Source organism: Deltaproteobacteria bacterium, from assembly GCA_005879535.1.
Lineage (GTDB): Bacteria > Myxococcota > Myxococcia > Myxococcales > 40CM-4-68-19 > 40CM-4-68-19.
This window is the reverse complement of record VBKI01000077.1, coordinates 45,280-57,105: the sequence shown is the minus strand read 5'-3', so window position 1 is coordinate 57,105 and position 11,826 is coordinate 45,280. Positions and strand designations below refer to the sequence as shown.

The 11,826-nt window shown below is 67.4% G+C and carries 13 protein-coding genes and 1 pseudogene (1 of these 14 only partly in view); 11 read left to right on the top strand and 3 right to left on the bottom strand.

Annotated features, from left to right (window positions below):
- From E6J58_17710 to E6J58_17695, 4 genes and pseudogenes are all read left to right on the top strand, one after another.
- A pseudogene (locus tag E6J58_17710) lies at window positions 1-223 on the top strand (xanthine dehydrogenase family protein subunit M); it begins 704 nt to the left of the window's first position.
- Window positions 220-2,289: a xanthine dehydrogenase family protein molybdopterin-binding subunit gene (locus tag E6J58_17705; protein TMB34845.1), complete on the top strand. Its 2,070-nt coding sequence runs from the start codon at window positions 220-222 to the stop codon at window positions 2,287-2,289. The pseudogene E6J58_17710 and the gene E6J58_17705 overlap by 4 nt, the downstream one beginning before the upstream one ends.
- Window positions 2,290-2,298: 9 nt before the next feature.
- The gene (miaA, locus tag E6J58_17700; GenBank protein ID TMB34844.1) at window positions 2,299-3,213 is read left to right on the top strand and encodes a tRNA (adenosine(37)-N6)-dimethylallyltransferase MiaA; all 915 of its coding nucleotides are present in this window, start codon (window positions 2,299-2,301) and stop codon (window positions 3,211-3,213) included.
- Window positions 3,214-3,221: 8 nt separating this feature from the next.
- Window positions 3,222-4,211 (top strand): acetyl-CoA carboxylase carboxyltransferase subunit alpha, encoded by a 990-nt coding sequence (locus E6J58_17695; GenBank protein TMB34872.1) that lies wholly within the window; start codon window positions 3,222-3,224, stop codon window positions 4,209-4,211.
- A 7-nt stretch (window positions 4,212-4,218) separates the two neighbouring features.
- On the opposite strand, the gene E6J58_17690 is transcribed toward E6J58_17695, so the two are convergent.
- Together E6J58_17690 and E6J58_17685 are read right to left on the bottom strand one after the other, a co-directional pair.
- Window positions 4,219-4,548 carry a hypothetical protein gene (locus E6J58_17690; protein ID TMB34843.1) on the bottom strand — a complete coding sequence of 110 codons (330 nt, stop codon included), beginning with the start codon at window positions 4,546-4,548 and terminating at the stop codon, window positions 4,219-4,221.
- 21 nt (window positions 4,549-4,569) lie between these two features.
- Entirely contained in the window at window positions 4,570-5,448 is an 879-nt protein-coding gene (locus tag E6J58_17685) for an MBL fold metallo-hydrolase (protein ID TMB34842.1), read from the bottom strand.
- Between the two features lie 97 nt (window positions 5,449-5,545).
- Here E6J58_17685 and E6J58_17680 point away from each other — a divergent pair, with 97 nt between their 5' ends.
- The 3 genes from E6J58_17680 (at window position 5,546) to E6J58_17670 (ending at window position 8,373) form a co-directional block, all read left to right on the top strand.
- The gene (locus E6J58_17680; GenBank protein TMB34841.1) at window positions 5,546-5,782 is read left to right on the top strand and encodes a hypothetical protein; all 237 of its coding nucleotides are present in this window, start codon (window positions 5,546-5,548) and stop codon (window positions 5,780-5,782) included.
- Window positions 5,783-5,789: 7 nt separating this feature from the next.
- Window positions 5,790-6,512: a (d)CMP kinase gene (locus E6J58_17675; GenBank protein ID TMB34840.1), complete on the top strand. Its 723-nt coding sequence runs from the start codon at window positions 5,790-5,792 to the stop codon at window positions 6,510-6,512.
- A gap of 139 nt (window positions 6,513-6,651) precedes the next feature.
- Window positions 6,652-8,373, top strand: coding sequence for a 30S ribosomal protein S1 (locus E6J58_17670; GenBank protein TMB34839.1), 1,722 nt, complete (start codon window positions 6,652-6,654; stop codon window positions 8,371-8,373).
- Window positions 8,374-8,531: 158 nt separating this feature from the next.
- Here the strand turns inward: E6J58_17670 and E6J58_17665 are convergent, their stop codons facing one another.
- Window positions 8,532-8,816 (bottom strand): hypothetical protein, encoded by a 285-nt coding sequence (locus E6J58_17665; protein TMB34838.1) that lies wholly within the window; start codon window positions 8,814-8,816, stop codon window positions 8,532-8,534.
- Window positions 8,817-8,884: 68 nt separating this feature from the next.
- Here E6J58_17665 and E6J58_17660 point away from each other — a divergent pair, with 68 nt between their 5' ends.
- Genes E6J58_17660 through E6J58_17645 form a run of 4 tightly spaced genes read left to right on the top strand, consistent with a single transcriptional unit; the run spans window position 8,885 to window position 11,823 of the window.
- Window positions 8,885-9,523 carry a DUF177 domain-containing protein gene (locus tag E6J58_17660; protein ID TMB34837.1) on the top strand — a complete coding sequence of 213 codons (639 nt, stop codon included), beginning with the start codon at window positions 8,885-8,887 and terminating at the stop codon, window positions 9,521-9,523.
- A complete protein-coding gene (locus E6J58_17655; GenBank protein TMB34836.1) occupies window positions 9,524-9,706 on the top strand; it encodes a 50S ribosomal protein L32 in 183 nt (60 codons plus the stop codon).
- Window positions 9,707-9,756: 50 nt separating this feature from the next.
- Window positions 9,757-10,785 (top strand): phosphate acyltransferase PlsX, encoded by a 1,029-nt coding sequence (gene plsX, locus E6J58_17650; GenBank protein TMB34835.1) that lies wholly within the window; start codon window positions 9,757-9,759, stop codon window positions 10,783-10,785.
- 48 nt (window positions 10,786-10,833) lie between these two features.
- A complete protein-coding gene (locus E6J58_17645; GenBank protein ID TMB34834.1) occupies window positions 10,834-11,823 on the top strand; it encodes a ketoacyl-ACP synthase III in 990 nt (329 codons plus the stop codon).
- Window positions 11,824-11,826 lie beyond the last annotated feature (3 nt).

Sequence of the window (11,826 nt, the reverse complement as noted above, 5' to 3'; positions counted from 1 at the left end):
CGCGGCGCGTTTCGCCCTCGGTGGAGTGGGAACGAAGCCGTGGCGCGTGCCGGAAGCGGAGCGGTCGACCGAAGGGCGACCCGCAACGCGGCAGACGTTTGCGGACGCCGCGGAGATGGCGCTGCGGGGAGCGAAGCCGCGCCGGGACAACGCATTCAAGGTGGAGCTGGCGAAGCGCACCGCCGTGCGCGCGCTCATGCTCTCCGCGGAGATCGCGTCATGAGCGCCGACATCGGAAAGCCGTACCTCCGAGCGGATGGCCGCGCGAAAGTCACCGGAGAGGCGCGCTACGCGTACGAGTGGCCAGCCTCGGGCGTCCTTTACGGCGCGCTGGTGACGAGCACCGTGGCCAAAGGACGGATCACGGCCGTCGACACGGCTTCCGCGGAGAAGGATCCGGGGGTGATCGCCGTGCTCACGCCGTTCAACGCGATGAGGCTTCCCGGGGGCGCGCAGCCGGCGTTCCAGGAGGACCAGATCCTCTACAGCAACCAGCCGGTCGCGGTGGCGATCGCCGACACCTTCGAGCGTGCCCTGCACGCGGCTGGGCGGGTGAAAGTGAGGGTGGAACGGCTTCCGTTCACGGTGCGGATGGAGGACGAGCTGCACGCTGCCTTTCCGCACGACATCCGCAATGCCGCGGGGTCACAGCCTGCGGATCAGCTGCGCGGCGACGTCGACGCCAATCTGCGTCGCGCGGAGCACAAGGTGGAGGCGGAGTACGAGACGCCGCCGGAGACCCACAACCCGCTCGAGCCGCACGCCACGCTCGCCGTGTGGAGCGGGGGTCGATTGACGATCTACGACGCGACCCAGGGCATCTTCGGCGTCCGCAAGAAGCTGGCGAAAGCATTTGCGGTGCCGCCCGGCAACGTGCGCGTGATCGCCAAGTTCGTCGGCGGCGGATTCGGCTGCAAGGGCTCTGCGTGGTCGCACGTGTTGATCGCGGCGCTCGCGGCGAAGCAGCTCGGGCGGCCCGTGAAGATCGCGCTCTCGCGCCCGCAGATGTTCGGGATGGTCGGCGGCCGTCCGCGGACGCGGCAGAAGGTCTCGGTGGCGGCCGGCAAGGACGGGAAGCTGATTGCGCTCAGGCACGAGAGCGTCTCCACCACCTCCCGCTTCGACGACTTCATCGAGCCGGCCGCGCTGGTCTCGCGGCACCAGTACCAGTGCGACAACGTGGAGACGAAACACCGGCTCGTGCGCCTGGACATCGGCACCCCTACGTACATGCGGGCGCCGGGGGAGTCGAGCGGCAGCTTCGCGCTGGAGTCCGCCATCGACGAGTTGGCGCACGAGCTTGGGATCGATCCGGTGGAGTTCCGTCTGAAGAACTACGCGGAGATCGATCCCACCGAGGGCAAACCGTTCTCGAGCAAGTCGTTGCGGCGCTGCTACGAGCTGGGCGCGGAGCGATTCCGATGGCAGAAGCGGACGCGAAGGCCCGAGCTGGCGTTGCGGGCGGGGAAGCTGGTCGGCACCGGGATGGCGACCGCCTCGTATCCCGCGAACTACACCAAGGCGTCCGCTCTCGCGCGGATGGACCCTGACGGAAGCGTGCTGGTCCGGAGTGGCGCCGTCGATATCGGTGGTGGGACCTACACGGTGATGGCGCAGGTGGCCGCGGAGACGCTCGGTGTTCCGTACGAGAAGGTCAGATTCGATCTCGGCGACACGGAGATGCCCGAGGCGCCGCGGTCCGGCGGGTCGATCACGGCCGCGAGCGTCGCCTCGGCAGTGGAGGCGGCGTGTCGGGCGTTGCGGCAGAAGCTCGACGCGATCGGAGGCCGCCCTCGCGAATCGGTGGAAGCGGTGGGAGAAGTCGCGCCGTCCGAGGATCGGAAGAGATATGCGCTGCATTCGTTCGGCGCCCAGTTCGCCGAGGTGGAAGTGGACCCGGAGCTCGGCATGGTACGGGTGACGCGGCTGATCGGCGCGTTCGCTGCGGGTCGCATCCTCAACGCGCGCCTTGCCCGCAGCCAGTTCATGGGCGGGATGGTCTGGGGAATCGGCATGGCGCTGCACGAGCACTCCGTCTACGACGAAAAGCTCGGCAGGGTCATGACGCGCGACCTGGCGGACTACCACGTGCCGTCTCACAAGGACGTCGTCGTCATCGACCCGATCTTCATTCCCGTCGAGAAGGACGACATCGTCGATCCGGCGGGGGTGAAAGGCATCGGCGAGATCGGGATCACCGGCGCCGCCGCGGCCATCGCCAACGCCGTGTTCAATGCGACGGGCAAGCGCATCCGCGCCCTTCCGATCACGCCCGACAAGCTGTTGTAACGTTGCCGGATGCAGCGGGTGGTCGTGATCTGCGGCCCGACCGCGTCGGGGAAGACCGCGCTGGCCGTCGAGTTGGCGGAAAAGCTCGGGGCGGAGATCGTGTCGGCGGACTCCCAGCAGTGCTACCGCGGGCTCGACGCTGCGACGGCCAAGCCGACGGCCGAGGAGCGGGCCCGTGCGCGGCATCATCTGCTCGACGTCGCCGAACCCGAGGAGCAGCTCGACGCGGCGCGGTTCGTCGAGCTGGCGGATGCCGCCATTGCCCAGATCGCGAGCAGAGGAAAGCGCGCGATCATCGCGGGCGGGACCGGGCTGTGGATCCGCGCCTTGCTCCGCGGGCTGCTCGATGCGCCGGGCGCGTCGCCGGAGTTCCGCGAGGCGCTTCGCGAGGAATTCGAGGGGCAGGGCGTGCCGGCGCTGCACGAACGGCTCCGTGGAGTCGATCCGGCGGCGGCCGCGAAGATCCTCCCCAACGACCGGGTCCGCATCGAACGGGCGCTGGAGGTGCACGCCCTGTCGGGAAGGCCGCTGAGTGAGCTGCAGCGTGAGCACGGCTTCGCGGAGGCGCGCTACGACGCGGCGCTCTGGTTTCTCGATCCGCCTCGCGACGTCCTGCGCTCCCGAATCGAAACGCGCACGCGGCGGATGTTTGGCGACGGCTCGCTGCGGCGCGAGACCGAATGGCTGATCCAGCGGGGAGCGACGAAAGCGCTGAAGATCATCGGCTATGCGGAGTGCGCCGAGGCGCTGCGGATCGGCGACTGGGCCCTCGCGGAGGAGCGCACCAACGCGCGGACCTGGCAGTACGCCCGACGGCAGCGCACCTGGTTCGCCAAGGATGCCGGCGCGCCGCTGGAGTGGCCGTTCGACGCGGTGCGCCTTTGCGAGCAGGCGGGGCGGTGGTACGAGGGCGCCCCTTCGTGAAAGGTTCGATGGCTACATACGCGCTCGATTTTGAGAAGCCGCTGCTGGAACTGGAGACGAAGCTCGCGGAGTTGAAGCGGCACGCAGCGACCGGGGAGGGCTCGGGCAGCGCCGGCACGCTGGACGGCGAGATCCGCCGACTGGAGAAGCGCTGCGCCAGGCTCCAGCAGGAGATCTTCAACGAGCTGTCGCGGTGGCAGGTGGTCCAACTGTCGCGCCACCCGAACCGTCCGTACATGTTCGACTACGTCCAGCGCCTGTTCACCGATTGGCTCGAGCTGCACGGCGACCGTTCGTTCGCCGACGATCAGGCGCTGATCGGCGGACTTGCCCGGTTCGACGGCGAGCCGGTGATGGTCATCGGACAGCAGAAGGGGAGATCGACCAAGGAAAACATCGTGCGCAGCTTCGGGATGCCGCGCCCGGAGGGCTACCGCAAGGCGCTGCGGCTGATGAAGCTCGCGGAGCGCTTCGGGCGCCCGGTGATCGCCTTCATCGACACTCCCGGCGCCTACCCGGGAATCGACGCGGAAGAGCGCGGCCAGGCGGAAGCCATCGCGGTCTGCCTGGAGGAGATGGCGGGACTGTTGGTACCGGTGATCTCGGTCGTCATCGGAGAAGGCGGGTCCGGCGGCGCGCTGGCCATCGGGGTCTGCAACCGGCTGCTGATGCTTCAATACAGCTGGTACTCGGTGATCTCGCCCGAGTCCTGCGCCGCGATCCTGTACCGCGACAGCTCGAAGGGCGAGAAGGCCGCGGAAGCCCTGAAGTTGACGGCGCGCGATGCATACGAGCTCGGCATCGTCGACGAGCTGGTCGAGGAAGCCTCTGGCGGCGCACACCGCGATCCCGACATCACTGCCCAGAACCTCGGCGGAGCGTTGCGCCGCCACTTGCGCGCCCTGCGGCAGCTGGGCCCCGGCGCCATCGTCGACGACCGGTACGCAAAGTTCCGCAAGCTCGGCCCGGTGACCCAACCTGGGTCGAACGGGGCATAGCGCCGCGCTAGAACGGCACCAGCGTAGACCGGTCCGACCCGATCTTTGGCGCCTTCAGATCGGTTCCCGCCATCCGGCGCCGTGCCCGGTTGCGCGGTGCGGGCTCGCCGGCCGGCCGGGGAAAGTCGGCCTGCTTGCGCGCCGCCAGTCCCTCGCCAGGCGCCTTCTTCCGGGAGACCTTTCGCTGCTCGAGGCCGGCGCGGGCCCGGATGCTGCGGCTCTTCTTCGCCGCATGGCGGCTCTTCGCGGCGCCGCCGAAGTCCGTGTCCCGGATCGCAGCCGGTACTCCTTCGCGCTTCGCCTTCTTCGCTCGCTGTTGCAAGGACTTGATCGGCATGTGGCGAAGCTGCGCACCTGCCTACTTCTTCGCCAGATCCTCGGCGACGGTCGCGATGAAGATGTCCGCCTTGATGAATCCCTTTCCCCACTCGTCCCAGGGCGCGAGGATCTTTTCCTTCTGCATCTGCTCGACGGTCTTGCCCGCGGCGCGCGCCTTCTTCACGGTGGCGACCACCTCGTCCAGCATGCGGCGATACTTGCGAAGGCCCGCCACGTCGGTCACGGGCCCATGTCCCGGGATGACCTTCGCATCCGCGGGAATCTGTCCGAGGATCACATCCAGCGAGGCGATCAGCTTGACCACGCTCCCGCCGCTGCCGAGGTCGACGAAGGGAAAGGCGCTGGCGAAGTAATCATCGCCCATGTGGACCACGTTGCTCTTCATGAACCAGATCACGCTGTCGCCGTCGGTGTGGCCGATGCCGGGGTGGATGGCGCGGATCTCCTCTCCGTTCCACCACAGCGACAGGCCCTGCTCGAACGTCACCACGGGAAGGGCCTTTCCCGTCACCGGCGGGAACTCGATGAAGGTGGTCTTGCCGCCCATCATCAGCCGCTTCCGCACGTTCGAGTGAGCCAGGATCGCTGCCGTGTCGGCGAACTCCGCGTTGCCACCGGTGTGGTCGCCATGCCAGTGCGTGTTGATCACGAATCGCACCGGCTTGGGCGAGAGCTGCCGGAGCGCCGCCTGGATCTTCGGGGCCAGCGGCGCGAACTGATCGTCGATGATCGCGACTCCGTCATCGCCGACGGTGGCGCCGATGTTTCCCCCGGAGCCGGTGAGCACGTAGACGTTGCCCGCAACCTTCGCCGCCTTCACCTCCACCTTCGAGAAATCCTGCTGCTGAGCGAAGGCCGCGGAGGCGAAAGCGAGCATCGAGGCGATGAAGGCGCGCATGGCGGCGCACCATAGCAAAGCGCCTGCTCGCCTGTCCGCTCCGCGGCACTAGCCACTCCGCGGTGAGAGCGCACAGCTTGCGACCACCATGGAGCAAATGGCGCTGGCGATCGCGGCAGCTCTCGCAATCATCGTCATCATGAGATTGACGCCCGGCGCGTTCTCGCCGGTGCTCGCCATCGATGCGGCGGGGAGACCGTCTACGCCGCCCTTGCCGGACGACGACGAGGAGCAGCTCCCGGAGACGGACCGCGCGCCGCGACCTTGGTTGCCCTGGAGCGTCGCCGCCGTGGCCGCAGTGCGCCTCGTGCTGCTCGTGACGCTGCACGCCTGAGCGCTTGATGCGCGTCCCCGCCCGGGTTATCTCGCCCGGCGTGACCGTGCCCATCGTCGCCATCGACGGGCCCGCCGGTGCGGGCAAGAGCACGGTTGCTCGTCAGCTCGCCAGGCGGCTCGGCTTTACCATCATCGATACGGGCGCCATCTACCGCTCCGTCGCGCTCGCCGCGCGTCGCGCGGCGGTGGGCTGGGAGGACGACGAGGGGTTGCGCCGCCTCCTCCATGCCGGCCTGGGCATCACTTTCCGCGGCGACCGCGTGCTTCTCGGCGGCGAAGACGTGACCGACGCGATCCGCACGCCGGAGATCAGCCGCGGCGCGAGCGTCGTGTCGGCGCGGCCGGTCGTCCGGCAAGAGCTCCTGCAGTTGCAGCGCGACCTTGGACACGCCTCGCGCCGCGGGTCCGTGCTCGAAGGACGCGACATCGGGACCGTCGTTTTTCCGGACGCCGACGTGAAGTTCTTCCTCACCGCTTCCGACGAGGCGCGGGCACAGCGGCGCCATGCGGAGCTGGTGGAGAGGGGACTGTCCGTCCCTCTGTCAGAGGTCCTGGCCGACCAGCGGCGGCGCGACCGGGACGACAGCGAGCGCAGCATCGCCCCGCTTCGCGCCGCCTCCGACGCGATCCTGGTGGACACCACCGGACTGGACCTGGATCAGGTCGTGGAACGGTGTTGTCGCGAAGCCTCGGAGCGGCTGAAGCATCTGAATTCCGGGCAACCTTGACACCATCCGGGGCGTTCAGTAGGGTCCGCCCGCGCTTTCAGGCGGAGTCCGGTTTCCGCCGTTTGCCATCACTCCCCATGGCAAGCGGCGCTTTCGTTTTCAGGGGGCGACTTGAAAAGAATCGCAGGCAAACCTTTAAATGGCGAATCCGCAAAGTGACTTGATCGGCGGCGAGGAAGACTTCGCTGCAATGCTCGAGGAGTCCTTCAAGGGAAGGGGCACGACGAAGGGCGGCGAGCTGAAGGAGAACGAGATCGTCCGCGGCACGGTGGTCCAGCTCACCAAGGACTACGCAGTTGTGGACATCGGGTACAAGAGCGAGGGCCAGGTTCCCATCCAGGAGTTCGGCCTCGCCGACGGCAAGCCCAACGTCAAGGTGGGCGACACCGTGGAAGTGCTGCTCGAGTCGCGCGAGAACGACACGGGCATGGTCGTCCTCTCCAAGGAGAAGGCCGACAAGATGCGCATCTGGGACGAGATTTCCGCCGCGTGCGAGCGCGACGAGCTCGTCGAGGGCACCATCGTCGGACGGGTCAAGGGGGGCCTCTCCGTCGACATCGGTGTGAAGGCGTTCCTCCCCGGCTCGCAGGTGGACCTCCGGCCGATCCGCAATCTCGACAAGCTGATCGGCGAGAAGTTCAAGTTCAAAGTCATCAAGTTCAACAAGAAGCGCGGCAACATCGTGCTCAGCCGGCGCGTCCTGCTCGAGAAGGAGCGGGAGACGCTGAAGAAGGACACCCTCCAGAAGCTGAAGGAGGGAGCCGTCCTCACCGGCATCGTGAAGAACCTCACCGACTACGGGGCATTCATCGATCTGGGCGGCATCGACGGCCTCTTGCACATCACCGACATGAGCTGGGGCCGCGTCGGGCACCCGAGCGAGATGCTCAACGTCGGCGACGAGCTGCGCGTGATCGTGCTGAAATTCGATCCGGCCACCGAGCGCGTCAGCCTGGGCCTCAAGCAGATCCAGGAGGATCCCTGGGCGCATGCGGCGGACAAGTATCCGCCGGGAACGCGCGTCACCGGGAAGGTCGTCTCCCTGACGGACTACGGCGCCTTCATCGAAATGGAGCCTGGCGTCGAGGGCCTGGTCCACATCAGCGAGATGAGCTGGACCAAGCGGGTGAAGCACCCGAGCAAGGTCATGGCCATCGGCGACCAGGTGAACGCGGTCGTGCTGGACGTGGACGCGAAAGCGAAGCGCATCAGCCTCGGCATGAAGCAGATCGAGCCGAATCCCTGGACCCTGCTCGAGGAGCAGTACCCCATCGGATCGGTCATCCGCGGTCAGGTGCGCAACGTCACCGACTTCGGCATCTTCGTCGGCGTGCAGGAGGGCATCGACGGGCTCGTGCACGTGAGCGACATCTCCTGGACCCAGCGCATCAAGCACCCCGGCGACCTGTACAAGAAGGGTGACGAGGTCGAGGCGGTGGTGCTGAACATCGACGTCGAAAACGAGCGGTTCTCCCTCGGCATCAAGCAGCTCCATCCGGATCCATGGACGGAGCTGCCCACGAAGTACCCGATCGGCAGCCGCGTGAAGGGCAAGGTCACCAAGGTCGCCGACTTCGGCGCCTTCGTGGAGATCGAGCCCGGCATCGAAGGCCTCGTGCACGTTAGTGAGCTTCGCGACGAGCGCGTGGAGAACCCGCGCGACGTGGTGAAGGAAGGCGACGAGCTGGACGTGAAGGTCATCGACATGGACCCGCACGAGCGCAAGGTGGCGCTCTCGGTGAAGGCCGCACTGCACGAGGGCGAGGACTACCGCGAGTACATGCGCAACCAGCAGGGAGGCCGGGCGTCGCTCGGCGACGTGTTCGGAGAGAAGCTGGGTCGCAAGGGCCGCGATCGGTAATCGCGATAAACCGGGCCCTCATGCTTTCAGGATCGAGGAAGGGGCGAGGGAACCGCGTCATCCCCGGTTCCGCCGCCCCTTCCTGCGCGCGTTCCCCCCAGCCAGCGCGCCCGGGACACCTTGTCCTTCCGATGCCCCCGCCCCGTCAATGTGCCGTATCAGACCTTCGTCGTAGGTGGCGCCGCGGGCGGCGGCACCGGTTTTCCACGCATGACGATGCCGACGATCATCCCGACGGCGAACCCGATGACGCTGCCGATGAGCTGGGTGAGGACGAGCTTGTTCATCGCCCAGTTCACGGCGTCCGTGCAGTTGAATGCCGACGCGGCGCCGGCGGGCACCGGTGGCGAGTACCAATAGGAGATCATCTTCGGGCCCAGCCAGGTGGCGAGGAGGCCAAAGATCAGGGCGAAAATCAGGGACGAGATCGTGACGCGTTTCATGTGGCGCACCCTATCAACTTTCGAAGGAGCCGCGCGACGATCGGCCTGTCGGCTGGCTTCCGCGTGGCATGCATCGCCTTGACTTCACGGCGCGTCCGCCATTAATACGCCGCTCTCCCAGGGCGCCCGTGGCCGATCTGATTCTCAATGTGGATGCCCTCGAAGAGGCAAACCAGCCCTTCGAGGCGGACCTGACGCGTGAATTTCTCGACGGCGTCCTGCGCGCCGATCCGCCTACCGAGTTCCACGCCGCCGGCGCATCGCATCTGCGTGGAACCGCCACCAAGATGGGCCGCAAGGTACTGGTCCAGGCGAAATTCCGCGTTCCGCTGACCGGTCCGTGCAAGCGGTGCCTGAACGCCGTACGCATCGAAGAAGCCGCCGAGCTGATCCGCACCTACGTCCCCGAAGCCCAGGCCGTGCACGAGCGCGAAGAGCACCGCGCCGACGATGCTGAAGGCAGCTTCGATCCCGGCCTCGTCGACGAGGAGGCTTACGCCGGCAAGGAGATCGATCTCGCTGCGGCCCTCCGCGAGCAGATCCTTCTGCAGATTCCCTCCTCGCCGCTCTGCCGCGAGGACTGCCTCGGCCTCTGCGCCAGATGCGGCAAGGACCTCAACGAAGGCGAGTGCGGCTGCGACCGCTCCGTCGTGGATCCGCGCTGGGCCGCCCTGAAGGGCATCCAGCTGCAGAAGAAGGAGAAGTGAATGGGCGTTCCGAAGAAGAGAACCAGCCGCCAGAAGCGCGACCAGCGGCGCGCGCATTGGAAGGCCACCGCTCCCAACGTCGGGACTTGCCCCAACTGCGGCGAGCCGGTTCTCCCGCACCGCGCCTGCCCGAAGTGCGGCCAATATCGCGGCAAGCAGGTACAGCCCGGCGCCGAGGAGTAGGCGCTCCCGCGCCGAAGGCGCGGGTATGCGCCTATGCTTTGGCCTGTACCATGATCGCGCTCGACGCCATGGGCGGGGACCTCGCGCCCGCATCGACCGTCGAGGGTGCCCTGCGCGCTCATCGCGAGCGGGGCCTGCAGATCCTGCTCGTCGGGAACGAAGCGCGGCTGCGCTCCGAATTGCAGCGGCTCGGCGCCGGCGAAGAAGAGCTGCAGATCCGCCACGCCTCGGAAGTGGTGGAGATGGACGAGCACCCCGGCCAGGCCTTGCGGCGCAAGAAGGACAGCTCGATGCGCGTCTGCTTCGATCTGTGCAAGTCCGGCGAGGCTTCGGCCATGGTCTCCGCGGGAAACTCCGGGGCGGTGCTGGCCGGCGCGCTGTTCGTGCTCGGGCGGCTCGACCACGTCGACCGGCCGTGCATCGGCGGCTCGTTGCCGACTCTCGGCGGCGCCGGCCGGGCGGTGCTCGTCGACATGGGAGCCAACGTCGAGTGCACGCCGCTGCAGATCGCCCAGTTCGCGCTGATGGGCGAGGTCTACGCGCGACGCGTGCTCCGCGTCCTTCACCCGAAGGTCGGCGTGGTCGCGAACGGGGAGGAAGAAGGAAAGGGGACCGAACTGACGCGCGCCGTCGCAGCGGCCTTGCGCAAGCCCGAAAGCGGGATAGCGTTCGCCGGCTACGTCGAGGGCAAGGATGTCTTCTCCGGACTGTTCGACGTGATCGCGACCGACGGGTTCACCGGCAACGTGCTGTTGAAGACGGCGGAGGGCGCCGTCTGGGCATTCGGACAGCTCCTCAAGCGCCAGATCCAGTCCAGCAGGGTGGCGAGCGCCGGCGCTCTTTTGATCAAATCGCAGCTGGAACAGGTGAAGAAGCGTGTCGATTACGAGGAGGTGGGCGGCGCTCCCCTGCTCGGCGTCCAAGGGGTCGCGATGATCGCGCACGGGCGCTCCACACACCGCGCGATCCTGAACGCGCTGTCCGGGGCCGAAGCGTTCGCGCAGCAGCATCTTGAGGAGGACCTCACCGCGGCGGCGCGGCGCGGCGAGGAGCTTTTTGCGCAGCGCGCTGCGTCTTGACGCGGCGCGTATACGCTGTAATCTCCGCGCCTTTTTGCGGAGAAGCACATGCAACGCTCGCGCATCGTCGGAACCGGCACGTATCTCCCCGCCCGCAAGGTCACGAACGATGACCTGGTGAAGGAATTCGGCATCAACACCAGCGACGCCTGGATCCGCGAGCGCACCGGGATTGGCGCGCGTCGCATCGCGGCCCCGGACGAGGCGACCAGCGACATGGCGACGGCCGCCTCGCACAAGGCGCTGGAGATGGCCGGAATCGCGCCGGCGGAGCTCGACATGATCGTCGTCGGCACCGTGACGCCCGACATGCCGTTTCCTTCAGCGGCGGCGCTCGTGCAGGCGAAGATCGGAGCGAAGAAGGCGGTCTGCTTCGACGTCAGCGCGGCGTGTGCAGGCTCCCTGTACGCGCTCTCCATCGCCGACAGCTTCCTCCGCGGCGGTACGGCGAAGAAGGTGCTGGTGATCGGCGCCGAGCTTCTCACCCGGATCTCGGACTGGAAGGACCGGGCCACCTGCGTGCTCTTCGGCGACGCCGCCGGCGCGATGGTCGTCGTCCCCGAGACTCGGCCGGACCGTGGAATCCTCTCCACCCACCTGTACACCGACGGGACGCAGGCGGACATCCTCAAGATCCCCGGCGGCGGAAGCCAGAAGCCGTTCAGTCCCGACGTCTGGGAGAAGCGCGAGCAGTTCATCAAGATGAACGGCCGCGAGGTCTACAAGACGGCCGTCCGGGTGCTCGAGGCCGCCTCGCGCGAGGCGCTGCAGCGGAACGGCTATCAGCCGAAGGACGTCGACTACGTGATCGCGCACCAGGCGAACCTCCGCATCCTCGACGCGGTGATGAAGCGGCTGGAGATTCCGTTGGAGAAGTGCGAGGTGAACATCGATCAGGTGGGCAACACTTCTTCCGCCTCGGTGCCGCTCACGCTCGATCAGGCCAACCGCGCCGGCAAGCTCAAGGACGGCGATCTGATCCTGATGATGGCGATCGGCGGCGGAATGGCCTGGGGCAGCGCGCTCATGCGCTGGTGACCC

Coding starts and splice junctions, on each gene's coding strand:
- E6J58_17645 (TMB34834.1), top strand. CDS start 10,834: ATGCAACGCTCGCGCATCGTCGGAACCGGCACGTATCTCCCCGCCCGC.
- plsX (TMB34835.1), top strand. CDS start 9,757: ATGATCGCGCTCGACGCCATGGGCGGGGACCTCGCGCCCGCATCGACC.
- E6J58_17690 (TMB34843.1), bottom strand. CDS start 4,548: ATGCCGATCAAGTCCTTGCAACAGCGAGCGAAGAAGGCGAAGCGCGAA.
- E6J58_17685 (TMB34842.1), bottom strand. CDS start 5,448: ATGCGCGCCTTCATCGCCTCGATGCTCGCTTTCGCCTCCGCGGCCTTC.
- miaA (TMB34844.1), top strand. CDS start 2,299: ATGCAGCGGGTGGTCGTGATCTGCGGCCCGACCGCGTCGGGGAAGACC.
- E6J58_17705 (TMB34845.1), top strand. CDS start 220: ATGAGCGCCGACATCGGAAAGCCGTACCTCCGAGCGGATGGCCGCGCG.
- E6J58_17675 (TMB34840.1), top strand. CDS start 5,790: ATGCGCGTCCCCGCCCGGGTTATCTCGCCCGGCGTGACCGTGCCCATC.
- E6J58_17670 (TMB34839.1), top strand. CDS start 6,652: ATGGCGAATCCGCAAAGTGACTTGATCGGCGGCGAGGAAGACTTCGCT.
- E6J58_17695 (TMB34872.1), top strand. CDS start 3,222: ATGGCTACATACGCGCTCGATTTTGAGAAGCCGCTGCTGGAACTGGAG.
- E6J58_17665 (TMB34838.1), bottom strand. CDS start 8,816: ATGAAACGCGTCACGATCTCGTCCCTGATTTTCGCCCTGATCTTTGGC.
- E6J58_17655 (TMB34836.1), top strand. CDS start 9,524: ATGGGCGTTCCGAAGAAGAGAACCAGCCGCCAGAAGCGCGACCAGCGG.
- E6J58_17680 (TMB34841.1), top strand. CDS start 5,546: ATGGCGCTGGCGATCGCGGCAGCTCTCGCAATCATCGTCATCATGAGA.
- E6J58_17660 (TMB34837.1), top strand. CDS start 8,885: ATGCATCGCCTTGACTTCACGGCGCGTCCGCCATTAATACGCCGCTCT.